The sequence below is a fragment of the Candidatus Vicinibacter proximus genome, from assembly GCA_016713905.1.
In the GTDB taxonomy this organism is placed as follows: Bacteria; Bacteroidota; Bacteroidia; order Chitinophagales; family Saprospiraceae; genus Vicinibacter; species Vicinibacter proximus.
The window spans coordinates 1,254,211-1,280,485 of record JADJOE010000001.1 but is presented as its reverse complement, the minus strand read 5'-3'; the positions used below and the strand labels follow the sequence as shown (position 1 = coordinate 1,280,485).

The 26,275-nt window shown below is 37.7% G+C and carries 12 protein-coding genes; 1 reads left to right on the top strand and 11 read right to left on the bottom strand.

Annotated features, from left to right (window positions below):
• Nucleotides 1-9: 9 nt before the first annotated feature.
• The 5 genes from IPJ83_05000 to IPJ83_04980 form a co-directional block, all read right to left on the bottom strand.
• A complete protein-coding gene (locus tag IPJ83_05000) occupies nucleotides 10-3,003 on the bottom strand; it encodes a CHAT domain-containing protein (GenBank protein ID MBK7879900.1) in 2,994 nt (997 codons plus the stop codon).
• 296 nt (nucleotides 3,004-3,299) lie between these two features.
• Nucleotides 3,300-6,611 carry a CHAT domain-containing protein gene (locus IPJ83_04995; protein ID MBK7879899.1) on the bottom strand — a complete coding sequence of 1,104 codons (3,312 nt, stop codon included), beginning with the start codon at nucleotides 6,609-6,611 and terminating at the stop codon, nucleotides 3,300-3,302.
• Nucleotides 6,612-6,818: 207 nt separating this feature from the next.
• Complete coding sequence (locus IPJ83_04990) at nucleotides 6,819-8,183, bottom strand: CHAT domain-containing protein (GenBank protein MBK7879898.1); 1,365 nt, start codon at nucleotides 8,181-8,183, stop codon at nucleotides 6,819-6,821.
• Nucleotides 8,184-8,191: 8 nt separating this feature from the next.
• Nucleotides 8,192-8,929: a tetratricopeptide repeat protein gene (locus IPJ83_04985; protein ID MBK7879897.1), complete on the bottom strand. Its 738-nt coding sequence runs from the start codon at nucleotides 8,927-8,929 to the stop codon at nucleotides 8,192-8,194.
• A 115-nt stretch (nucleotides 8,930-9,044) separates the two neighbouring features.
• Nucleotides 9,045-9,218, bottom strand: coding sequence for a CHAT domain-containing protein (locus IPJ83_04980; protein MBK7879896.1), 174 nt, complete (start codon nucleotides 9,216-9,218; stop codon nucleotides 9,045-9,047).
• A gap of 526 nt (nucleotides 9,219-9,744) precedes the next feature.
• Here IPJ83_04980 and IPJ83_04975 point away from each other — a divergent pair.
• Nucleotides 9,745-10,647: a hypothetical protein gene (locus tag IPJ83_04975; GenBank protein MBK7879895.1), complete on the top strand. Its 903-nt coding sequence runs from the start codon at nucleotides 9,745-9,747 to the stop codon at nucleotides 10,645-10,647.
• Nucleotides 10,648-10,674: 27 nt separating this feature from the next.
• On the opposite strand, the gene IPJ83_04970 is transcribed toward IPJ83_04975, so the two are convergent.
• The 6 genes from IPJ83_04970 to IPJ83_04945 all read right to left on the bottom strand — a co-directional run bounded on the left by IPJ83_04970 (nucleotide 10,675) and on the right by IPJ83_04945 (nucleotide 26,258).
• On the bottom strand, nucleotides 10,675-13,728 hold the full coding sequence (locus tag IPJ83_04970) for a CHAT domain-containing protein (protein MBK7879894.1): 3,054 nt from the start codon (nucleotides 13,726-13,728) through the stop codon (nucleotides 10,675-10,677).
• 38 nt (nucleotides 13,729-13,766) lie between these two features.
• Nucleotides 13,767-16,562: a CHAT domain-containing protein gene (locus tag IPJ83_04965; GenBank protein ID MBK7879893.1), complete on the bottom strand. Its 2,796-nt coding sequence runs from the start codon at nucleotides 16,560-16,562 to the stop codon at nucleotides 13,767-13,769.
• A gap of 38 nt (nucleotides 16,563-16,600) precedes the next feature.
• The gene (locus tag IPJ83_04960) at nucleotides 16,601-16,888 is read right to left on the bottom strand and encodes a tetratricopeptide repeat protein (protein ID MBK7879892.1); all 288 of its coding nucleotides are present in this window, start codon (nucleotides 16,886-16,888) and stop codon (nucleotides 16,601-16,603) included.
• Between the two features lie 121 nt (nucleotides 16,889-17,009).
• On the bottom strand, nucleotides 17,010-19,997 hold the full coding sequence (locus IPJ83_04955; protein ID MBK7879891.1) for a CHAT domain-containing protein: 2,988 nt from the start codon (nucleotides 19,995-19,997) through the stop codon (nucleotides 17,010-17,012).
• 35 nt (nucleotides 19,998-20,032) lie between these two features.
• Entirely contained in the window at nucleotides 20,033-22,975 is a 2,943-nt protein-coding gene (locus IPJ83_04950; protein MBK7879890.1) for a CHAT domain-containing protein, read from the bottom strand.
• 43 nt (nucleotides 22,976-23,018) lie between these two features.
• A complete protein-coding gene (locus IPJ83_04945; GenBank protein ID MBK7879889.1) occupies nucleotides 23,019-26,258 on the bottom strand; it encodes a CHAT domain-containing protein in 3,240 nt (1,079 codons plus the stop codon).
• Nucleotides 26,259-26,275: the final 17 nt, after the last annotated feature.

The window sequence follows — 26,275 nt, the reverse complement described above, 5'->3', positions numbered from 1 at the left end:
AACCAATTATCATTCCACTAAAACAAAACCAGCCCATTGATATGGATTCAATCCTATCTCTCGCAAATCTTTCTGCGCCGCATGAAATGCATCCGGAATAGTCATTTTATTTTCCAACCACTTCTTGTAAAATGTAGTCATTAATAAAGAGGTTTGGTTATCAGGAACTTGCCACAAACTCATGATTATATACTTTGCTCCGGCTATTTTGAAAGCGCGTTGTAACCCATACACTCCTTCGTTGCCATGTATGTCGCCGAGTCCTGTTTCACAAGCTGAGAGTACTACCAATTCTGTATTGGATAAATTCATCTGACTTATTTCATATGCAGTAAGAATTCCATCTTCTTCCCCATCCTTAGGTTTATTTCCTTGCCATGCCTTATTTCCTCCAGCAAAAATCAAGCCTGATCGAAACATTGGTTGTTTATTATACTTTAAAGTAGCTTGATAGGTAATATCTAAATCATTATCCATTATTTTTTCCTGAGGATCTGAAAAAAAATAACCGTGTGTTGCAATATGAAGAACCCGAGGAGAGGCATTTCCTTTTCCCATTTGCTTAAAGGAAGATTCTGTGGCATTTGGTCCACGAAGTTTTACTACAGGTACCTTTCCGTGTATAAATTGATCATGAATGGCACTAACTTCCTGATCAGTTCCAGGTAGAAAATTCCATGTCGGAAGTGTTGTGCTTTTTAAAGCGTTAGTATTGGAATTTAAATTTGATTGCCATAGAGAATCTAGATCTGAAGATTCTGTTGTTGCATTAATATTGTAGTCTATTCCACCAAACAATGCAGCAGTTGTTGGATTCCAGATCTTGTTCTGTGTTTGAACCAATTGTCTTGTACTGCCAAGTTGAACCAAGGTATACCTATCTCCCAGAATTGAATTTTTTGTAAACTCCAATGCATTAAAATTCAAACGGTGAAGCAAACCTGAAGTGGTCATAAAAATTTTATTTATATTGCTCATATATGGATCAATAGGCTTCCAGACTAAATCATACAAGCTTGAATAATTTTGAACATTAATTGGTGAAACTCCCCGACTCGCATAAATTTCTAACTGGGCATCTGCTGGAAATGTATTTAACAACAAACTTAATTGCCTTTCCTCAAAAAGAGGAATAAAAACTGCTGATGAATCTCTTTCTCTTAACAAAATCGCCGCATAAATCACACTATCTGTTTCCTTTGGAAAATCCAATTTAAAGTGTACAAATTCTAAAACTGCCTCACCAGGATGCAATTTATTTTGGACTTCTTCCCATTTAACCTGACTGATCGCTTCAGAATAGCCTGACACACTTTGAACTAATTCTTTTTCAATTTCATTGATCTTATCTTCTAATTCTATAATTTCTTGACTCCTTCGCTCAGCATTGCTTTTTGAATACTCTTTAACAATCCTCCTTTTATAACTCTGTAGTAATGCACTCAATTCTTTAGACTCATTGTCCTCATTTGTCAATAGATTCAACCGGCTTGCTGCATTTAGTACAAAGCCTTTTTGAAAAAGAGCCAGATTTAAAATAGTTTTACTTAATTCATTTGTATTGACACCAAGTGTATTACGTCTAAAATTAATAGATAGTAAAGTTTCGGAATGATTACTAATCACTTCAGCATATTTATTCAACTCTTCAGAAGACAAATAGTGAACAGACTGAATGAGTTTTTTCTGATCAAGGTCTACATATTCATTGAATAAACAATTTGCTTTATGATAATTTTTTCTCTTTTCATTAAATAATGCTAAGTTAATTACAGTTGAAGCATATGAAGAATAATCTGTTCCAAGCTCTTGTTTGAAAATGGATTGGGCTTCCAACAATAAAGGTTCTGCAAGTGAATCTCGATCGGTGCTCATATAAATTTTTGCCAAATCAATCAAAGCCTTAGCATAGCCTTTATGATTACCACCAGTAATTGCCTTCTGAATTTCTAATGCTTCCAAATGATATATTTCAGCTTGCTCCAAATTTTGCAAGGCTTTATAGGCATGGGCTAGCAATTGAATACAATTTACGTAGTCCGGATGTTTAGTTCCTATTTCATTGACTAAAATAGTTTTCGCTTCCAATAACAATTCTAATGCTTGATTGTCTTTATTCAATTGATTATATAATGAAGCTAAATTGTAAAGACTTTGGGCATATTGCGGATGATTTTTGCCAACAACCTTTTCAAAAATTTGTGTAGCCTCTAAAAAATATCTCTCCGCCTTTTGTAGATTACCCATTTCAGAATAAAGTGTTCCAAGATTTGTCAAACTTACACCATAGTCAGGATGTTTTTTCCCTAAAGATTTTTCTCTTATTTCTTTTGACTCCAAATACAAAGGTTCAGCCTTTTCAAAATTCCCAATTACAAAATAGAATACTCCCAAATTGGTGACACTTCTTGCATATTGTGGGTGATTAGCACCCAGGATTTTCTTAAACAGCAAGTAGGACTCTATATAATATGGCTCTGCTTTATCATAACGGCCCAACTCCTTGTAGAGCAAGGCCAGATTATTTAAACTTACTGCATAATCCATATGATTCTTTCCAACTGCCTTTTCCTGAATATCCCGAACTTGCAAATAAATGGGTTCACACTTCTCAAACTTACCCATCCAATAATACAAAACGCCCAAATTATTTAGTGCTTTTGCATAAAGATTGTGTTCGACTCCATAAAGCGTTTTAAAAATATCAATGGCCTCGAAATACCGTTTTTCTGCTTCCTGGTGCTCACTTTTTGCTAAATGCCACTTTCCAAAATTTATACAAGAGTTAGCATAGACTAAAGAATTTCTACCAAATTTTTCCAAGGCCTCATCTTCAATTGCAAGTGCAACCTCAAGGGATTTAGACAGTTCTCCTTTTTCTCTTAAATTTTTGGAAATAGTTAACAGACTATCCAGTTTATTAAAAATTACTGAGTCCAAGGTAGCCTGACCAATTGCTGAATATCCAATGCATAATAAAACTAGCTTGAAAAGATACTTCATCCAAAATAATTTACAAAAATTAAAAACCAGCCCATTTCAGAAAATAATAAATTCTGGTTTAACAGCTAAGGTAAGAATCTTATAATAAGTTATTTAATATTCTGTAAATCGAAATTTTTTAATTAAGATATCCATCTATTGATCTATCACATTTAAATATGGATACCTGGATAAGGTTTTAAAATTAAATCATGGCTTCAATTATTCCACTGATACAAACGCTGACGAAGCGCCGCTTGTCGGCATTCAGAGTGTAATGAAAAAGAAGGAGAAGGAGAGCGAGAATGAAAAAATAATTACTCCACCAACACAAATCCAGCCCACTGATAAGGATCCAATCCTATCTCCCGCAATTCCTTCTGCGCCGCATGAAACGCATCCGGTATCGTCATTTTATCTTCCAGCCATTTTTTATAAAAAGTAGTCATCAATAGGGATGTTTGTTTATCCGGCACTTGCCACAAACTCATAATCAGGTATTTTACCCCAGCGATTTTAAATGCGCGTTGCAAGCCGTATACACCTTCGTTGCCCTGAATATCCCCAAGGCCGGTTTCGCATGCAGAGAGAACTACCAGTTCAGTATTGGACAAATTCATTTGTGAGATTTCGTAAGCAGTAAGAATTCCATCTTCCCTTCCTTCCAATGTTTTCTTACCTTGCCATGCTGTATTGCCGCCGGCCATAATAAGCCCACTTCGTAACATGGGATGATCGGAAATTTTGAATATGGGTTCATTTATTCCATGTTTCACTTTTGGCTTTGAAGAAGCCGCTTTCGCTGTTCCCTCACTTGCCGTACTGTCGTACGACATTCTGCCTGCGGCAGAAATCGTTCGGTCAGGATCTGGGAAAAAGTAACCGTGGGTTGCTATGTGTAGAATTCTAGGTGAAGGGGAGTTATTTGCACCGATATTTTTGAATGATTCTTCAGTGGCCTGATAGCCTTTTTTCAAATTGGTTTTTACCCCAGCAGCCTCCATGGTTTTTTCTATGGCATTCACTTCGCGTTCTGTAAATGGAAGATAATTCCAAGTGCCGCCTTTCAATGATGAGTCAACAGAAGAGAATGTCAGACTGCCCAGTGTGCGATTAGTCAATAAAGCTTCTTTTACTTCTAAAATACTATCTTGCTCAAAAAGGATGCCTCCGTATAAAACCGCCTCGCTATTAACAATTTTAACCTGATCAGGAATGACCAATTGACGGGTACTATTGACAGCAATCAACTGATATTTATCTGCAAGGGTTTCAGTATCGGAAATAGGTATTGCATCCAAATTTATTCTGTGCAGCAATCCACTTGGAGAATAATAAACAGTTTTGATTCCTGTCAATTCCTTTTCAAGTGGTTTCCAAAGTATTTCATATAAAGATTTTTTGGGAGCATCGATGGCTATTGCACCACGGTTTGTAAGTGAGTATAAATTGTTGACATAATCAGCCTTTCGATCTGAGGTGGAATGCAAGAGGGAATCCAGAATTTTTTCTTCGAAAAGAGGGAATATTTTTGGTGAATCCCATCCAGATATTAAAACTAGAGCAACATAAATTGTACTGTCAGTAAATTCAGGTTTGGCGTAACTGAAGTTAATAAATTCAACCGCAGCTTCACCAGCATGAAGTTTACTGGTTATATCCCTATATGTAACTTCTTGATTTAATTGTTTAAAGGATGAAATGTTCAAGGTTAATTGTTTCTCGTATTTTTCTGCTTTAGATTCTAATTCATTGACGAATTTTCGCTCTGATAATGGTTTTAATAGTTCCAGCCCAAGGAGTTTACGGGAGTCTTGCCAACTTCTAAAGAGATTAAGATTCATACTATCTGTATTCTTAATTTGATTGACAATTTGACTATAATTTTTAATCAGTAACCCATTATAAAATAAAGAATTATTATACAACTCACTACCTAAATTGGTTTGTATGTTATCCAAAGCAAATGATTGGAATATTGATTGTTTTCTCTTAAACAAACTTAGGTACGATACCATTTGGCTTTCTGTTGAATAAGCAGATGCCTTTTGTATCAGCAATTTATTGAGTTGGTTTCCTTCTAGATAATAAATTAGGGCTTGTTGAACTTGTTGTGAGTTTGAATAAAAATCTGCTAAATTGTAAATTGAATTAAGATATTCAGGGTGCTCTTTTCCGAGTGATTTTTCTCTAATAATTTTAGACTCTAGTAGTAATGATTCAGTTTTTGATAAATCTCCTTTTGTTTTATAAATTTGTGAGAGATTTTCTAAAGCGAAAGCGTTCTCAGGATGTTCTTTCCCTAATATTTTTTGCTTAATACTTAAGGCCTCTAAATAAATCATTTCAGCATTTTCAAGATTTCCCTTTATTTGGTATAGGTTAGCTAAATTAATTAGGTAACTAGCATATTCACGATTTTCCTTGCCCACAGATTTTACTGCCAATTCTATAACATTTGTATAAATATCTTCAGCTTTAACATAGTCTCCTTTTATTTTGTAAAGGACTGCAAGATTATTTAGAGTTGTAAGATAATCATGGTGTTCATTTCCTATAGTCCCTTTCCGAATTCTTAATGTCTCCAAATAAAGTGACTCTGCTTTAGAAAAGTCTCCCTTTGCCGTATAAAGGCCAGCCAGGCTGTGCAGTGCAGTCGCATAATCTGGGCTTTCCTTTCCGTAATTTAAAGCAGTTATTTCAAGGGATTCTAAATAAATCTTCTCTGCAGCGCGATAATTACCAACATCAAAGTAAAGTACACCGAGATTATTTAATGTAATTGTATTTTCTGGACTTTTATTACCAAACAAATTTGTTTTAATTTCCAAAGATTCTAAATAAAATAATTCAGCATTTGTGAAATCTCCAAGCAAGTGGTAAAAGTTACCCAAATTATGCAGTATTGATGCATAATTTATATGGTATTTTCCAAAAATTTTTAATCTAATATCTTTAACTTCTAAATATAGTGGTTCGGCTTTCCTATAATAACCAAGGCTAACATAACAGTTTGCCAAATTATTTAATGATTTTGCATAATCTGGATGTCCTTTACCTAACAATTTTGCTCTTATATTTAGAGCCTCCTCAAACAAGGGTTCAGCTTTGACCAACTCGTTCTTTAGCCTGTAAACATTTGCTAAATTACTAATTAGAGTAGCATAGTCTTGATTTAACTTTCCTGATAATTTTTCTCTTATTTCTTTGGATTTTATATAATAAAATTCGGAATCTTCATATTTTCCGGTAGACATGTATAAACCTGCAAGGGCATTGAGGCTCATTAAATAATCTAGGTGTTCTTTGCCGAGCACTTTTTCTCTAATTTCTAGCGCATCGATATACCACTTTTCTGCCTCAGTAAATTTTTTTAAAAGCTGAAGTATTGTTCCCCGATTAAAACAGCTTTTGCCATACTGTGCAGATTCTCTTCCTAGCCTACTCAATCCAATATTTTCAGCGGTTGTATTAACTTCCAGAGCTTTTTGATATTCTTTATTTTCTGCTAATTTTTGAGAGATTTTGATTAAACTGTCCACCTGATTGATAACAACCGAATCAAGCGTTTGTGCATTCAAAAAATCTATGCTTACAACCATAACAAAAAGTATAAAGTATCTCATCATAATTTATTTTTGACTAATTTATATAAAACAATTTTAATAAATAGCTTCAATATTACTAACTAAACACCACTTCTACAACACAAATGCTGACGAAGCTCTTCAACCTGTTACCATATTACCAGACGGCGCCGACACCCACCAAGGAAGAAGAGCGAGAAAGAGAGCGAGAAAGAGAGCGAGAAAGAGAGCGAGAACGCATTTGACTATTTATTCTAATAATACAAACCCCGCCCACTGGTAAGGATCTAATCCAATTTCGCGTAATTCCTTCTGCGCAGCATGAAATGCATCAGGAATACTCATTTTTTCTTCCAACCATTTTTTATAAAAAGTAGTCATCAATAGGGACGTTTGTTTATCCGGCACCTGCCACAAACTCATGATCAGGTATTTTACCCCAGCAATTTTAAATGCACGTTGCAAGCCGTATACACCTTCGTTACCTTGTATTTCCCCTAAGCCTGTTTCACAGGCAGACAACACTACCAATTCTGTATTCGATAAATTCATTTGACTGATTTCGTAAGCGGTTACAACACCATCTGCTTGTCCATTCCCATTTGATTTTCCCAACCATCCACCATTACCCCCTGAAAGTATCAGGCCGGAACGCAGCATTGGGTGATCACTGGTTTTGAAAACTGGCTGAGCATTGTAAGATGAGCTACCAAATGAAAATTCGTCACCCGCATGGTCAGGGAAAAAGTACCCATGTGTCGCAATGTGTAATATACGAGGTGATGGATTACTTACACCCATAGCTTTGAAACTCTCTTCAGTCCCATCGTTCCCATTTCTCATCACCACCGAATTTCCGGATGCGGTCAATAATTTATGTATGGTCTTTACTTCCTTGTCTGTACCTTCCAGATAATTCCAGCTCCCACTCAGAAGATTTCGATCTACTCGATCAAAGGAAAGTTCGACCAGTAGCGGAGCTGAATCTTGCATCTGTGATTGAATTTTTGAAGTGTCTGGTTCATAATTCAAGCCTCCGTACAAAACAGCATCGTGCCCTAAGTTTTGCAACTCTGAGTGCAAGGCCAATTGCCTGGTACTTCCGAGTTCAACTAAACGGTATTTATCTGAAAAAGTCTGATCCTTGTTGTAGGGGATGGCACCAAGATTCAGGCGATGCAACAATCCATCGTTTGAACAATAAATGGTATGAACGCCCTCTAAATTCTTTTCAAAAGGCTTCCAGATAAGTGAATACAGGCTACGTTTGGGATTTGTAATTTCAATCGCCCCTCTGTCTGATGTTGCGTACAGTTGATTGGCATAATCCGCCTTGCGTTCACCTTGTGTCATGAGCAGATTGTCCATTTCAGCCTCCTCAAACAATACTGTAAACAAAGGGGGCATATTACCCGGCTGTAGGAGTAAAGCAGCATAGAAGGTGCTGTCAGTCTTCTGAGCACGGTAAAAAGAGTAATGAACAAATTCCACCGCAACCTCCCCGGGTTTGAGAGCGGACTGTACATCCCACCAATATACCTGCCGTTTGGAATCCGCATAACCCGCAATGATTCGGGCCAGCTCTTTCTCCAGTGCTTCTATTTGTTTGTACATGGTGGTGATCATTGCGGTGTCCCGTTGTGAACATGGTGTGCTGTATAGATTGGCCAGTTGCTCATTTTTTTTCTTGAGAAGATTGTAGGTTTTGGTTGCCCCGGGATTAGCCCGAACCAACCTCTGGATTCGATTGGCCGCCTGAAGTAAGAAGCCTTTATAAAAAGGCTGTTGTCATAAAGTGAGGCTGTCAAATCCTTTGCGCCTTCTGACTGCATGAAAGAAAGGATCTGGTGTTCTATTGGGAGCAAACGGTTCAGAAAACTGTTTAATTCGGATTCGGACAAATAGCCTTGGGCTTTCTTCAACCTTTGCTTGTTGATGTTGGTAATTTCTCTGAAGAGCACTTCAGCTTTCTGGTTTTCGCCCTTCAGTTTGTATAGATTAGCCAGGTCAAAAACACTTTCGATGTAATGGTCATTCTCCTTGCCAAAGACTTTTTCATGAATGGCTTTTGCTTTTAAGTACCATTTTTCTGAGTTGGCATAATCACCCTTGTAATGATACACCACTCCAAAATTGTGGGCGCATGAACCATAAGCGGGTGTCTCCATACCTATTTTTTTACGGGCGATTATTTCTGCCTGCTTGAGCACTTCAAAAGCCCGATCAGGATCCGGAAGATCCAGATAGAAACCGGAAGCCTGAAGGAGGCTGTCCACTTGTTTAATTACGCGGGGATTAGTTTTTTGGGCGACCAGTGCATTTAATCCAAATACCAATAAAAAAAGAAGCTTGTGTTTCATCCGGTTCGTTGTAATTGTTGTAAAAATAGACTTCTTTCTTGAGAACCACTCCTCAAGTATCTTGACACAGGTTAACGGTGCCCATCTCGAATAAAGATTGATAATGAAATTATGATTACTCCACCAATACAAACCCCGCCCACTGATAAGGATCCAAACCTATCTCACGCAATTCTTTTTGTGCTGCATGAAAGGCTTTCGGAATGGTCATTTTTTCTTCCAACCATTTCTTGTAAAAAGTAGTCATCAATAGTGATGTTTGTTTATCGGGTACTTGCCACAATGACATAATCAAATACTTTGCTCCTGCAATTTAAAATGCACCCTAAAAAGTCAACAAGTCCATGGACGTAGATAAATTTTTCCCTTCCAACAACATAAATTTGCACCTCTGATGGTTCCATATAGCATCAGCTATTCTCATCAGATTTGACAGATTGAAAATATAGAAACGAATGATCAAGAGTTTTTTAATATCAATACTGCCAATAATATTTTAAACCAATGGATGGCAAGCCATCAGATTTTTATTGTATCGGCGAAAAAATAAAAGAAAAAATAGATGAATTCCTTATTTCACTTTCCATCCCACTCGTTTCCGTTTTTCGGAGAATTTCCACATCATAAATTAGATCGTAACTTTAATAAATTACATTGCAAATTGCCTGATCCGGGAGCTGAAGTTGATTTATTCTTGTATGCATTTTGACTTTTACTCGAACCGGAATTTCTTCATATCATTTTATATTTTTTTTCAATTCCGAAGTAAATTTATAAATTTGATTGTCCTTTTTCAAATAGATAATTAAGTTAAAATGAAAACAACACCACATCATTTAATTTTAACATTGAGCATACTATGTATTTTCATTTCATGCCTTGTTAGAAAACCGATTGACGGTGAATGCACCTCCCTCAGAGTGAATATTACCCAGGAAGGTTCAGATCAGTTGGTTGCGCATCCAAGAAACGGAGCTGCGGAATTGTACGAGTTTAAATGGTCAAATGGTGTTGGCAATTTAAATAAAATAAGTGTCCTTGAATCCGGCGTGTATGCTGTAACGGTTACCGATCTTATTAACGGGTGCACCGCTGAGGCTAGCTATACATTCACTAAGACTTCAGGCAATGGTTGCGGTAGTTTTACGGCTGTGAGCGATGCAGAAAACAACCTTTATGATATAGTAACCATCGGCACCCAATGTTGGCTGATGTCCAACGTAAATATTGAAGCCGGTATTCCGAAAATTACCGATCCCATGGAATGGGCCTTTGCTACAACACCCGCATGGTGTTATTACAACAATGATGTCGCCAATGGACCCAAATACAGAAAACTCTATAATTGGTATGCGGTAAAATCAGGCAAACTTTGTCCTCAAGGATGGCATATACCAAGTATGGCAGAATGGGAAACGCTCTTTCAATATTTGAAAAAAGATTCACTTGCATCCATTGCGCTCAAAAAAATTGATCCATTATGGCGCGGAACCATACATGCAAGCAATGAAAGTGGCTTCAGTGCATTGCCTGGTGGCAGAAGACAAGCCAACGGATCATTTATTTTTGAAGGTACGGAAGCAGATTTTTGGTCTTCGGATGAGAGCTCCTTCGCTGGAAGTGCAAAAGCAATAACGCTTAGTGGGGGCTTTGACGGGATCAGTAGAATCGATTGGGGAAAAAATCATGGATTTAGTTGCAGATGTTTAAAAAATTGAAAACTCTATTCACAGAGAATAGGATTTTTACTCCACCAACACAAACCCAGCCCAATTGTAAGGATCCAGACCATTATCGCGTAATTGTTTTTGCGCCGCATGAAATGCATCCGGAATCGACATTTTTTCTTCCAACCATTTTTTATAGAAAGTCGTCATCAATAAAGAAGTCTGCTTATCCGGAACTTGCCACAAAGACATGATCAAATATTTTGCTCCGGCGATTTTGAATGCGCGTTGCAAACCATAAACTCCTTCATTTCCTTGAATATCACCAAGTCCTGTTTCACATGCAGAGAGTACTACTAATTCTGTATTCGATAAATTCATTTGCGAGATTTCATATGCGGTCAATATTCCATCATCTCTACCTTTCAATGTTTGTTTGCCCTGCCATGCTGCATTGCCTCCGGCCATGATCAATCCGGAACGCAGCATGGGATGATCTGAGATTTTAAATACGGTTTCATTTATTCCAAAATTCACTTTTGGCTTTGAAGAAGCCGCTTTCGCGGTTCCCTCACTTGTCGTACTGTCGTACGACATTCTGCCTGCGGCAGAAATCGTTCGGTCAGGATCAGGAAAGAAGTAACCATGTGTTGCGATATGCAATATTCTTGGAAATGGTGAATTGTTTGTTCCAATATTTTTAAATGATTCTTCTGTCGCTCCATATCCTTTCTTAAGGGATACTGCAACCCCTGTTGCTTGCATGATCTTCTCAATGGAATTTACTTCCCACTCTGTCCAGGCAAGGGAATTCCAACTGCTACCTCTTAAGGTTGAATCAACGGATGAAAAGCTTAATTCGCCTCTGGAACGAGAGACAAGAACAGGTTCATTGTTTTGAATAGTACTGTCTTGTTCATATTGAATTCCTCCAATCAAAACAGCATCTTGGTTGGCAATATTTTTTTGATTGGGTATGACCAACTGTCGGGTGCTGTTTACCTCGATCAATTGAAATTTATCCGCTAATGTTTCCATTTGAGAAACAGGAATTGCATCAAGGTTTATTCGATGCAGTAAACCTGTTGGTGAAAAATAAATTTTTTTGACACCAGCCAATTCCTTTTCCATTGGCATCCAGATCAATTCATACAATGATTTTTTTGGTGCCTCAATGGCCATTGCTCCACGATCAGCAAGGGTGTATAATCCATTTACATAATCTGCTTTTCGTTCGCCGGAAGTTTTCAAAAGACTGTCCAATTGCTTTTCTTCAAAGAGTGGAATGAAGATGGGCTGTTGGGCTCCTGGTAAAAGCAAGAGGGCAGCGTACATCGTACTATCACTTTGCTGTTTCCCTGCAAACCTATAGTGGACGAACTCGGCAGCCGCTTCACCAGCTGCCAGATTGCGCTGCACTTCCTTCCAGTTCACCTGCCGCATCGCCTCACCATATCCGGCCACCATCCGCGTCAGTTCTTTTTCCAGCATATTGGCTTTTTCTTCAAGTTCTGCTACTCCTATTCGCTCTACGATGGGCTTACTATATTCAACGGCAAGGCGATGACCATATGACCTCAGCAGGTTGAACTTTTCTGTGGCAAATGTGTCGGAAAGGGCCAGATTTTTTACCTGGTTGGCAGCTTGAACCAAGAAACCCTTGTAAAAAAGAATATTGTCATAACAGACAGTCAATATTTTTCCTTTGTTGGAGTGCTGGGTAAAAGAAAGATTAAGGTTTTGTCTATCTGAAAATTGATTCAGGTAGTTGTTCAGTTCCTTTTCTGATAGATGGTGCATTGCTCTTACAATGAGTCGTTTGTCGATAGAAGATATTTCCAGGTAAAGCGATTCAGCTTTTTCGTATTCGTTTATAAAACAATACAGAGCAGCCAAGTTGTTCAAGTTGAATACATAATCGGGATGCTCCTTTCCAAGAGCTTTTTCCCAAATGCCTTTGGCTTCCAGGAAAAATTCTTCTGCATTTTCGTAGTTCCCTTTAGCATTGTACAAATTGCCCAGACCGTTGAGGCTATGGGCATATTGCGGATGTTCCTTGCCAAGGGTTCTTTCATTGATGGCTTTAGATTCAAGGAAGAGCGGTTCCGCTTTTTCAAAGTTACCCATTTGAAAGTAGAGCAAGGCTAGATTGGAGAGGATTGTGGCATAATTTGGATGCTCCCTTTCACGAACTTTTTCCCAAATGCCTTTGGCTTCTAGGTGGTACAGTTCGGCTTTTTCGTACTGACCGATTTGGTAGTAATGGTTTGCGAGGCCGTTCAGGCTTTGAGCATAATCGGGATGTTCCTTGCCCAGTGTTTTTTCCCGGATAGCTTTAGATTCAAGGTAGAGCGGTTCTGCTTTTTCAAAGTTGCCTATTTCATCATAAAGGATTGCAAGGTTAGCCAGGCACCTGGCATAATTGGGATGCTCTTTCCCCTGTATTTTTTCCCTAATAGCTATTGATTCTAAATAAAGCGGCTCCGCTTTTTGGTAATTACCCATTCTCAAATGAAGGTTTGCCAGGTTTGTAAGATTCATGACAAAATTAGGATTCTCCCTTCCGAACAACTTTTCGGTGATTGCATTAGATTCGATGTAGAGCTGTTCTGCTTTATCGTAGTTGCCCAAATCCATATATAGATTTGCAAAGTTGGTCAAACTCCAAGCGTAATGAAAATTTTCCTTTCCCAATACTTTTTCGATAATAGCTTTGGCTTCTAAGTGTAGCTCTTCAGATTTTTGGAAGTAGCTCATATTCCGATAAAGGTTGGCCAGGTTGGAAAGTCTTTTGATATAATCCAGATTTTGCTTTCCCTGTACTTTTTCCCAAATAGCAATTGATTCAAGGTAACATTTTTCAGCCAACGGCAAGTCATTTTTGTCATAATTAATCTTACCTTGGTTAAAGTAGACATTCGCATATGCCACCGACTGTTTACCAATTTTTTCAAGCGCAATTTTTTCAGCTTCGGCATTGACTTGGAGCGCTTTGTCAAAATCATACTTGGCTCTAAGCTCGAGTGAAACCTGAATCAGGCTGTCCACCTGCTTGATAGCAACAGAATCGACAGATTGCGCAGCAAGATGATTGAATAAAAATCCCAGCAAAAAAATAAACCTGGATTTCATAATTTTCATTTTTTAATTAACAACTAATATTTCATGGTCTATTCCACCAACACAAATCCTGCCCATTGATATGGATCCAGTCCGATGTCACGCAATTCTTTTTGCGCCGCATGAAATGCATCTGGTATACTCATTTTTTCTTGCAACCATTTCTTATAGAAAGTCGTCATCAAGAGTGATGTTTGTTTATCGGGTACCTGCCACAGTGACATGATCAAATATTTTGCACCGGCGATTTTAAATGCGCGTTGCAAACCATACACTCCTTCATTGCCTTGTATGTCTCCTAAGCCTGTTTCACATGCAGATAATACAACAAGTTCTGTGTTGGACAAATTCATTTGAGATATTTCATAGGCGGTGAGAATTCCATCTTCTCTTCCTTCCAAAGTTTGTTTGCCTTGCCAGGCAACATTGCCTCCGGCCATAATTAAACCGGAACGCAACATAGGATGATCACTTATTTTAAACACGGGTTCTGTGTTTGATGATGTTACATTTGTACTTTTTGGATCAGCAAAAAAATATCCATGTGTTGCGATGTGTAAAATTCTTGGTGATGGATTATGAGTTGTTCCTATGTTTTTAAAGGATTCTTCCGTAGCATCGTACCCTTTTTTTAATTTGATTTGTATTGCATTTGTCTGCATAATTTTTTCAATGGCATTCACTTCGCGCTCTGTGCCTGCTAAGTAATTCCAGCTGCCGCCTCTTAACGTTGAATCTACATAACTAAATAAAAATTCTCCTCCTGTTCGGGTAGCCAACAAGGGTTCTCTAGTATTATAACTGCTGTCTTGTTCGTATTGGATTCCACCATACAAGACAGCATCATTACTGGCAATTTTTATTTGATCGGGAATGACCAACTGTCTTGTACTGTTCAGTTCAATCAATTGATACTTATCTGCTAAAGTCTCAGCTTCTGAAACGGGTATTGCATCCAGATTAATACGATGCAATAATCCGCTGGGCGCAAAATAAATGATTTTGATTCCCTTCAGTTCTTTTTCAAGAGGCTTCCAAAGAATTTCATGCAAAGATTTCTTTGGCATCTCAAGGGCCATTGCTCCACGATCAGCAAGTGTGTATAATCCATTTACAAAATCCGCCTTGCGTTCTGATTTGGAATTTAAAAGTGAATCCAGGGATTTTTCTTCAAACAGAGGTATAAATTTAGGCTGATCGATTCCTGGCAGGATCAGTAAGGCGGCATACATGGTGCTGTCTGTTACTCTCTTATCGTAATATCGAAAATGTACAAACTCCAGGGCTGCATTGGTTGGTTTTAGCTTATTTTGAATTTCTTGCCACTTCACATGATGGGTTTTTTTATTTAATCCAAATACCTTGCGGATGAGTTCTTTTTCAAGAACATTTGCCTTGCTTTCAAGATCAGCTACTTCAGCACTATCTCTATCTGAAATGGGTTTGGAATATTGTACCGAAAGTTTCCTTTCAATTGATTTTAAGAGTTGGAGTTCCTCACTAGTCGTTGAGTCACTCATACTTGCACGGTTAAGGAATCTGCTGGTTTGAAGGATAAAGCCCTTATAAAAGAGTGAATTATCATAACTGTCGGCTGAACCTAATTTGCTGTCATAAATTTGCGTAAATGAAAGTAGCTCTGCTTGAGTTTGTAAAAAATGATTCATGTAGTTGCCTAGTTCAAGCTCTGAAAGGTAATACTGTCCTCTTTCAAATTGCAATTGATTTAATTGAGCTCGCTCTCTGTAATATTGTTCAGCTTTTATAAAATCTCCATTTAGGCTAAAAAGATGTGCCAAGTTACTTAGTCCAGTTTCGTAATATGGATGTTTATTATCGACGGTTCTACTTAAGATTTCATTTGCCTCAATCGATAAATTTTTTGCTGTTTCATATTTACCAATTTGCTGATACAAATTAGATAAATTGTAAAGCCCCAATGCATAGTCCGGATGTTCTTTACCCATTAAACTTTCTTGGATTGAAATAACCTGCATATAAAGCGATTCTGCCTTTTCGTATTGGCAATTCGACACATATACATTTGCTAAGTTTGACAAACAATTAAAATAAAAAGGGTGATTACAATTTTTTATTTCTAATTCAAAAATTTCTTTCGCTTCTAATAAATTTAATTCTGCGTCCTTGTATTGTCCCAAATCGTGATAAAGTGCTCCAAGATTAATTAGTGTTCCTGCATAATCGGGATGATTTTTTCCTAAGTTTTTTTCACGTAGTAGTTTGGCTTTTATATAAAAGTGTTCTGCTTTTCTAAATTGGCCTAAATCCTCGTAAAGATTAGAGAGGTTATTAAGACATGTAGCATAATTTGGATGTTCATTTCCAAATGTTTTTTCACACATTGAGAAGGCTTCCAGATAAAGCTTTTCGGCTTTTTCATATTGTCCCTTATGCCAATATACACTCCCAAGATTATTTAGGCTCCAAAAATAATCAGGATGCTCTTTGCCTAATATTCTTTCGCGAATTGATTTAGCTTCAAGATAAAATGGCTCTGCTTTTTCAACTAGTCCTGTCGCAAAATATAAATTCCCTAATCCATTTAGACTTGCGGCATAATCTGGGTGATCTGTTCCTAAAATACTTTTTCGTATTGACATTGCCTCTAAATAAAGTGGTTCGGATTTCTCATACATGCCCATATCCCAATAAAACCTCCCGAAATTATTCAGAAACCAAATTACCCATTCATAATCAAGTTTTCTGTTGATTTTTACTTTATTCAGTATTTCTTTAGATTCGAGATAAAACTTTTCGGCATTATTGTATTGTTTCAATGCCCAATAGGCAGCACCTAAATTGCCTATGCTTTTAACGTAATCCATGCTTTCCTTTCCCAGCAATTTTTCCCGTATTTTTATTGCTATAAATACCAATTCACAGCTTCAGAATAATCACCCTTAAATGAACACAATCTTGCATGGTGGTGAGTACAATTCCCGTAGGTTAAAGTTTCCCGTCCTAATTTTTCAAGTGCGATTTTTTCGGCGTCAGCAATGACTTCAAGTGCTTTGTCAAAGTCGTTTTTGTCGTTGAGGTCTAAGGCTACCTTGACGAGACTATCCACCTGCTTTATGGCTATCGAGTCAGGTGTCTGTCCAGTAAGTTGGGTTGATATTAAGGCAATGAAACAAAGAACCCAGAACTTCATAAATTATTTTTTATGCTAAAATAATTAATTTACTTATAAATTCCTCAGAAAAGAAATGTAGAATGCACTCCTAATTTATAATTAAGTGCACATGTTATTATGCAAATTAAGGTCGGGTATATTACTCCACCAACACAAACCCCGCCCAATTGTAAGGATCCAAACCATTGTCACGTAATTCTTTTTGTGCCGCATGAAATGCATCCGGAATAGTCATCTTTTCTACTAACCATTTTTTGTAAAAAGTGGTCATCAAGAGTGATGTTTGTTTATCGGGTACTTGCCACAGTGACATGATCAAATATTTTGCACCGGCGATTTTAAAGGCTCGTTGCAATCCATATACACCTTCATTGCCTTGAATATCTCCCAGGCCAGTTTCACAAGCAGACAATACTACTAACTCTGTATCCGATAAATTCATTTGAGATATTTCATAGGCGGTTAAAATTCCATCCTCTGTATTTTCCGAATCAGATTCTCCCAACCAAGAATGATTGGCTCCTGCCAGAATTAAACCGGATCGAAGCATGGGTTCTTTACTATACTTAAATGTTGAAACATAGCTATTTAATTCAGTACTATCATAATTACTAAATTGCATATCCGGAAAAAAGAAACCGTGTGTTGAAATGTGTAAAATTGATGGAGATGTATTAATCGTCCCAACTTGTTTGATATCTTGCTCAGTTGCACTTGTACCCTGAAATACTGAAACTGGAAGCTTGTGTTTTTGAAATAAATGTGCTATTTCCTTCACTTCATTTTCTGTACCAGGTAAATAACTCCATGCAGGTATAATACTATTAGTTTGAACCGCACTTTTAATCTTACCTGAATCTGATTTAATGTTTAACGTTGAAACTAATGCTGTATCAGCAAAATTGTAGTCAACTCCTCCAATTAAAACTGCATTTTTAATATATTTTTTATCAATAATATTTGAATAAATTTGTCTGGTACTACCCAATTGCACCAGCTTATACCTATCTGAGAGAATTTCACCATTGGGCATTTCTATTGCATTCAAATTCAATTTATGCAATACTCCTGTAGCTGCCATGTAAACCTTTGCACTAATCACAAGATATGGTTCTAAAGGTTTCCATAACAAATTATAAATACTTGAATAATTAAATGTTTTAACTGGATTTGCTCCTCTGCTAGCATATAATAAAGTTGGAGCATTTCTACCAGTTTCAAAGAATGCCATTGTTAATTGCTTTTCTTCAAATAATGGTACCATTACAGGTATCGTATCCTGAGGTCTCAACAACAAAGCCACATACATGATGCTATCTGTTTTTACTGGAAAATCCAATTTAAAACTTACAAACTCAATAAGTGCTTCATCTCTATTTAACTTCTCTCTTAAATTTTCCCAACTTAACTGTTGACTAGCATCCTTATAATCAGATAAAATTAATGCCATTTTTTTTTCTAAGCTATTAGATTTTTCCTCTAATTCACTTACTAAATTTATGTTTATTTCTGTGCGTTTTCTTAAATATTCCTTATTCAATCTCCGTTTATAAGACTGGATAGAAGCAAACAGCTCCTTTGTTTCGAGAGACTGATCCGACATTGAATTTAATCGATTTGCAGCCGTTAATACAAATCCCTTGTGAAACAAAATGGAATTAAGACTGGCACTATTGAGATTTTTTGAAATATTCTGAACTTGATACCTTCGATAATTTACAGAAAATAAAGTGCCGATATAACCACTAAATAGTTCTGAATACTTATTTAGTTCAAAAGAGGACAAATATTGAATGGATTCTCGAAGCTTGATTTGATTCAATTTCAAGTGCTCTTCAAAAAAAGTATTTGCCAAATTAGGGTTATTTAATTTTTCATAAGTAATTGCGAGATAATGAACACATAAAGCATACTCTGTTTGCTCGTGACCAAAAAATTGATTTAAAATTTCATGTGCCTGTTTCAATAGGCCAAGTGCAATCGTGTCCCGATTTGTATCCATGTAAAACTTTGCAAGGCCTATAATGCTCTGTGTAAATCCCAAGCTATTAATTCCTGTAATTTTTTCCTGTTTCTCCTTTGCTTCTAAAAAATACTTTTCAGCAAAATCAAATTGTTCCAATAATTTATAAGAATTAGCAAGCAAGGAAATACATGTAACATAGACAGGATGGTTAGGATTAAGTACATTTGTAATGATTAATTTTGCTTCCAATAACAGAGCCAAAGCATCTTTAGCTCTTTTCATTCTATTATATAGGTAAGCTAAATTGTATAAACTTTGAGCATATTGAGGATGATTCTTCCCTACAACCTGTTCAAATATTTTTACAGATTCAAGATAGTAAGCTTCGGATTTAGTATAATTACCTAATTCCATATACAAGCTTCCCAAATTAATCAAACTTTCACCATAATCGGGGTGCATTTTCCCTAATGCATTTTCACGAACCTCCTTCGCTTCCAGATAATATGATTCTGCCTTTTGAATATTTCCCATATCATAATAGAAAACGCCCAAATTTGTAATGCTACTGGCGTATTGTGGATGCTTCACACCCAATGCTCTTTTGAAAACCTGATATGATTCAAGGAAATAAGGTTCGGCTTTATCAATTCGTCCCATTTCTTTATACAACAACGCCAAGTTATTCAGACTTACTCCATAGTCCATATGATTAACTCCTACTGCCTTAAGTTGAATTTGCCGAACCTGTAAATAGATTGGTTCACATTTATCAAATTTACCCATTAAAAAATAAAGAACTCCTAAGTTAGTTAGGGCTTTTCCATACTGATTATCCTCTTCTCCATAAATTGTTTTAAAAATATCAATAGCCTCAAAATACCATTTCTCTGCTTCCTGATGTTCACTTTTCGCAATACACCATTTACCACGATTAATACAAGTGTTTGCATAAATTGCAGAAACTCTGCCATACTTCTCTAAAGCTATTTTCTCAACTTTTAATGTTATTTCCAATGATTGTGTTAAATCACCTTTTGATCGTAGATTCTTTGAAACATTTAATAAACTATCCAGACTTTTTAATTCAATTGAATCTATAGCAGTTTGGGAAAATAATAAATTGGTAAATAGAACTAAGCCAAATACTATTTTATACATCGTTGAAATTAATTTGAGGTTTAAATTTTATATACCTATTCTACCAACACAAACCCTGCCCACTGATAAGGATCCAATCCAATAACACGTAACTCTTTTTGCGCCGCATGAAATGCATCCGGAATCGACATTTTTTCTTCCAACCATTTTTTATAAAAAGTCGTCATTAATAAACTCGTTTGTTTATCCGGAACTTGCCAAAGACTCATGATCAAATATTTTGCTCCGGCAATCTTAAATGCGCGTTGCAAACCATACACTCCTTCGTTGCCTTGGATGTCTCCTAAGCCTGTTTCACATGCAGATAATACTACAAGTTCTGTGTTGGACAAATTCATTTGAGATATTTCATAGGCGGTGAGAATTCCATCTTCTCTTCCTTCCAAAGTTTGTTTGCCTTGCCAGGCAACATTGCCTCCGGCCATAATTAAACCGGAACGAAGCATGGGGTGATCGGAGATTTTAAATACAGATTCTTTTGTTTCAAATTCCAGCTTTGGCTTAGAGGAAGCCGCTTTCGCGGTTCCCTCACTTGTCGCACTGTCGTGCGCCATTCTGCCTCCGGCAGAAATCGTTCGGTCAGGATCAGCAAAAAAATATCCATGTGTTGCGATGTGTAAAATTCTTGGTGATGGATTATGAGTTGTTCCTATGTTTTTAAAGGATTCTTCCGTCGCATCGTACCCTTTTTTTAATTTGATTTGTATTGCATTTGTCTGCATAATTTTTTCAATGGCATTCACTTCGCGCTCTGTGCCCGCAAGGTAAGTCCAACTTCCTCCTCTCAACGTTGTATCCACATTACTAAAAGATAATTCTCCTCTGGATCGTGAAGCAAACAGGGGTTCATTATTTAAAAGCATACTGTCTTGTTCAAATTTTATTCCACCATATAAAACAGCATCGTTGTTTACATTTTTTAATACAGTGGGAATCACCAGTTGGCGTGTACTGTTTAGCTCGATCAGATTATACTTATCTGCCAATGTTTCTGTTTCAGAAATAGGAATGGCATCGAGATTTATTCTGTGCAACAATCCGCTTGGTGAAAAATAAATTGTTTTAATTCCATCTAATTCTTTCTCAAGAGACTTCCACAATATTTCATACAATGATTTCTGGGAGGCTTCAACTGCGACCACACCACGATCTACAAGTGTATATAATGAGTTGACGTAATCAGCTTTGCGGTCTGATTTGGAATTCAATAAGGAGTCCAGAGATTTTTCTTCAAAGAGTGGGATAAACTTCGGTTGTTCCAGCTCAGGTAATACCACGAGTGCTGCATACATGATGCTGTCAGTTTTTTGAGGGAAATTGACTTGAAAATGAACAAATTCAATAGCGGCCTCAGATTTTTTTAATCTCGCTTTCACTTCGTGAAACTTTACCTGCCTGATAGCTTCTGCATAACCTACCAACGATCGTGCTAATTCCTTTTCAGCCCTATTGGCTTTCTCTTCCAGATCGGCAACACCCTGCCTTTCAGCAATAAGTTTGGCGTATTCGGCGGCGAGGCGGCGGCGGTAGCCTTTGAGGCGATTGTTGATTTCTGCTGATTCAGTGGTTGCTTGGGCAGGTGAATTTAGTCTTGAAGCAGCTGTCAAGAGGAAACCTTTATAAAAAAGGGCATTATCAAATGCAAGGTTGGGTAATACTCCCGTCTGGGCCTTATTGGCCTTTCGTTCCAAAAGATAGGCATTCAAACTATTTGTACTAAATTGAAATGCGTTCGTGTAATTGGTAAGTTCTAGTTCAGATAGAAAGGAAGTAACTTTTACGAGTCTGGACTGTAAAAGAGAGCCTGATTCTTCGAGCAAAAGATCTGATTCTAAAAATCGATTTTGCCTTTCATATATTCGCGCTAATTCGATTGTACAATCTAAATAATCGGGATGCTCCCTTCCTAATATCTTTTCATTTATGGCTTTTGCTTCCAGAAAATAGAGTTCCGCTTTTTTGTAATCACCAATAGTACGGTAAAGGATTGCTAATTCATTTAGGCTCATGGAATAATCAGGATGTTCCTTTCCCAAAATTTTCTGCCTTATGGATTTTGCTTCAAGGATTAGAGATTCAGCTTTTTCAAGTTTGCCCATATTTACAAAAATACCCGCTATATTGTTCAGGGCATAAGCATAAGATGGATGCTCCTTTCCCATAACTTTTCCTTTAATAATCAGACTTTCAAGAAATAGATTTTCAGCTCTTACAAAGTTGCCCATATCCGCGTAAACGCATGCGAGGTTATGCAGGGTTGTGGCATAATCGGGATGTTCTTTTCCCTGCGTTTTTTCTAGTATGGCCATACCTTCGAGAAAGAATATTTCGGCTTTAACGTAGTTGTTCATATTCTTATATAAGATAGCCATTTGATTTATGCATCTTGCATATCGAGGATGTTCTTTCCCTACCAACTTTTCCTGTATCGCTCTAGATTCGATAAAAAATGGCTCCGCTTTTTCGTATTTGCCCATTTGCAAGTAAAGGTTTGCCAGATTGTCAAGGACTTTGGCATAATTTAAATGCTCTTTGCCGAGAACTTTTTCTAAGATTGCCATAGATTCAATATAGAATGGTTCGGCTTTTTTGTAGTTGCCCATACCAAAGTAAAGGGCACCTAGACTATTCAAGCATAATGCGTAAATAGGATCTTCCTTTCCCACCGTTTTTTCCTGTATTTCTTTGGCATCAAGGAGCCATTTTTCGGCTTCAAGAAAATCTTGTTTCATAAGATAAAGCACTCCTCGATTTCTCGCACAATTACCAAATGCGACTGACTCACGTCCCAGTTTTTCGAGTGCTAATTTTTCAGCAACAGTATGGACCTTTAAGGCTGAGTCGAAGTCCCTTTTACCAATTAGGTCATTGGCGATCTGCAGAAGACTGTCCACCTGTTTAATCACAACCGAATCGACAGTCTGGGCCGACAGCAAATTTATCATGAATATAAGCGAAAAAAGAAAATAGAATTTCATAGTAAATTATTTTTAATTTTGACCAATAACACGCGGTATTGCGCTACTCCACCAATACAAAACCAGCCCAATTATAAGGATCCAATCCATTGTCCCGCAGCTCCTTCTGCGCTGCATGAAATGCATCCGGAATGTTCATTTTACTTTCAATCCATTTTTTGTAAAATGTTGTCATCAATAAGGATGTTTGTTTGTCCGGTACTTGCCACAAAGACATGATAATATATTTGACTCCTGCAATTTTGAAGGCACGTTGTAATCCATACACACCTTCGTTGCCTTGAATATCTCCAAGACCAGTTTCACATGCAGATAAGACCACTAATTCTGTATTGGATAAATTCATTTGCGATATTTCGTAAGCTGTTAAGACTCCATCTTCTCTACCTTCCAGAGTTGGTTTTCCTTGCCAGGCGACATTGCCTCCAGACATGATCAAACCTGAGCGAAGCATTGGATGATCATTCATTTTGAATACGCTTTCAGATGGACTGCCGTCTTTTGATTTTTGAGCAGTGTTTTTTGAATCAGGGAAAAAATAACCATGTGTTGCAATATGTAAAATCCTTGGTGATGGATTTTTATTTGAACCTAAATTTTTAAATGATTCTTCTGTGGCATCAAATCCTTTTTTCAATTTGGTCTGCACTCCGTTTGATTGCATAATTTTTTCAATAGAATTCACTTCGCGTTCTGTGCCCGCCAGGTAATTCCAACTACCTCCTCTCAACGTGTTATCTACATTACTAAAAGATAATTCCCCCCTGGATCGTGAAGCCATCAGGGGTTCATTGCTTTGAAACATACTGTCTTGCTCATATTGTATACCACCATACAAAACAGCATCGTTGTTGACATTTTTTATTGTAGTGGGAATGACCAATTGGCGAGTACTATTTAGTTCGATAAGTTTATATCTATCCGCTAAGGTTTCCGTTTCATTTATCGGAATGGCATCCAGATTAATTCTGTGCAATAATCCGCTTGGTGAAAAATAAATCGTATTGACATGAGTCAATTGTTTTTCAAGAGGTTTCCACAGAATTTCATACAATGATTTTCTGTGAGCTTCAACTGCGACCGCACCCCGGTCTGCAAGTGTGTATAAATTATTTACATAATCCACCTTTCGTTCCGATTTTGAATTCAATAAAGAGTCAAGAGACTTTTCTTCAAAAAGACGAATAAATTTTGGTTGTTTGTCTTCTGGCATAAGAAGCAAGGCAGCATACATTATGCTGTCTGATTTCTCTTGAAAACTAAACTTAAAATGAACAAACTCAATAGCGGCCTCTGATGGCTTTAATACCGCCTTTACGTCCTGCCACTTGAGCTGACGGTTGGCGTCAGCATAACCTTTAGCCGAGTGAGCTAACTCTTTCTCAGCCCTATTGGCTTTCTCTTCCAATTCAGAGATACCTTTACGCTCAGTTACAGGCATTGAATATAAGGCGGCGAGGCGACGGTGATAGCCTTTCAGGCTGTTAAATTTTTCGGTAGTGGCTGTATCCGAAAGGGCTAATTGCCTAAGGCGGACAACCTCTTGTAGGAGAAAGCCTTTGTAAAACAGACAGTTGTTGTAGCAAGTAGGGATTAATGGATTACTGCCGGTAGTATGGGTAAACGAGAGGGTTTTATTTTGACTTGCCGAAAACGTATTCAGGTAAGAGTGGAGTTCCCGTTCAGATAGGTGGAGCGAGGCTTTTTCGAGCCGGCGTTTATTGACTAAAGAAAGTTCGATGTAAAGCGATTCGGCTTTCTCGAATTGGCCCATGTTATAGTAAAGATTTGCCAGGCCATTCAAGCTCCAGGCATAATCGGGGTGCTCCTTGCCCAGGGATTTTTCCCAGATGTTTTTGGATTCCAGGTAGAGCGGTTCGGCTTTCTCGTATTGGCCCAAATCCCTGTAAAGATTTGCCAGACCATTTAAGCTCCAGGCATAATCGGGGTGTTCCTTGCCCAGGGCTTTTTCCCTGATGCCTTTGGATTCCAGGTAAAGCGGCTCGGCTTTTTCGTATAGGCTCATGGTCTGGTAAAGCGTTGCCAGATTGTTCAGGCTACTAGCATAATCAGGGTGTTCATTGCCCAGGACTTTTTCCCTGATGTCTTTGGATTCCAGGTAAAGCAGCTCGGCTTTTTCGTATTGGCCCCTAATATCGTAAATAGTTGCCAGATTGTTCAGGCTACTCGCATAATCGGGGTGTTCCTTTCCAAGGGATTTTTCCCAGATATCTTTGGATTCCAGATAGAGCAGTTCGGCTTTTTCATATTGGCCCATAAAATCGTAAAGAATGGCTAAGCTGTTCAGGCTAATGCCATATTCGGGGTGCTCCTTGCCCAGGACCTTTTCCCAAATGTCTCTGGATTCCAGGTATAGCGGTTCGGCTTTCTCGTATTGGCCCATGTCCCTGTAAAGATCTGCCAGGTTGTTCAGGTTACTAGCATAATCGGGATGTTCATTGCCCAAGACTATTTCTAGAATACCTTTGGATTCCAGGTAAAGCGGTTCAGCTTTTTCGTATTGACCCATGTTCCGGTAAAGCATGGCCAGATTGTTAAGGTTCATGGCAATATAGTGGTGTTCCTTGCCCAGGGATTTTTCCCAGATATCTTTGGATTCCAAATAGAGCAGTTCGGCTTTTTCGAATTGGCCCATGTCCATGTAAAGATTTGCCAGATTGTTCAGGCTCCTGGCATAATCGGGGTGTTCCTTGCCCAACACTTTTTTCATGATGTCTTTGGATTCCAGGTAAAGCTGTTCAGCTTTTTCGTACTGGCCCATGTACCAGTAAAGATTGGCCATGTTGTTCAGGGTCCAGGCATAATCGGGGTGTTCCTTGCCCAAAGCATTTTCCACGATGTCTTTGTATTCCAGATAGAGCGGTTCGGCTTTTTCGAATTGGCCCATGACCCTGTAAAGAACTGCCAGGTTATTCAAACTATTGGCATAATCGAGATTTTTCTTTCTCCCCGTTTTTTCAAGGATGGCTTTTGATTCAAGGTACCATTTTTCGGCTTCCGGATAATCCGTTTTATAGTACTCAACCCTTCCATGATTAAAACAACAAAGTCCATACACTGCCGATTCCTTGCCGAAAGCTGTCATTGCAAGTCGCTCCGCTTCGACATTCACTTCGAGGGCTTGCTCGTATTGCTTCAGCCCTGTCAGTTTTTGTGAAACCTGAATAAGACTGTCCACTTGTTTGATAACCATTGAATCCATAGGTTGCGCTAAAGTGACAGATAAACAAAAGGTCATTAAAAAATGCAATAGATATTTCATTGAATTATTTTTTAGTT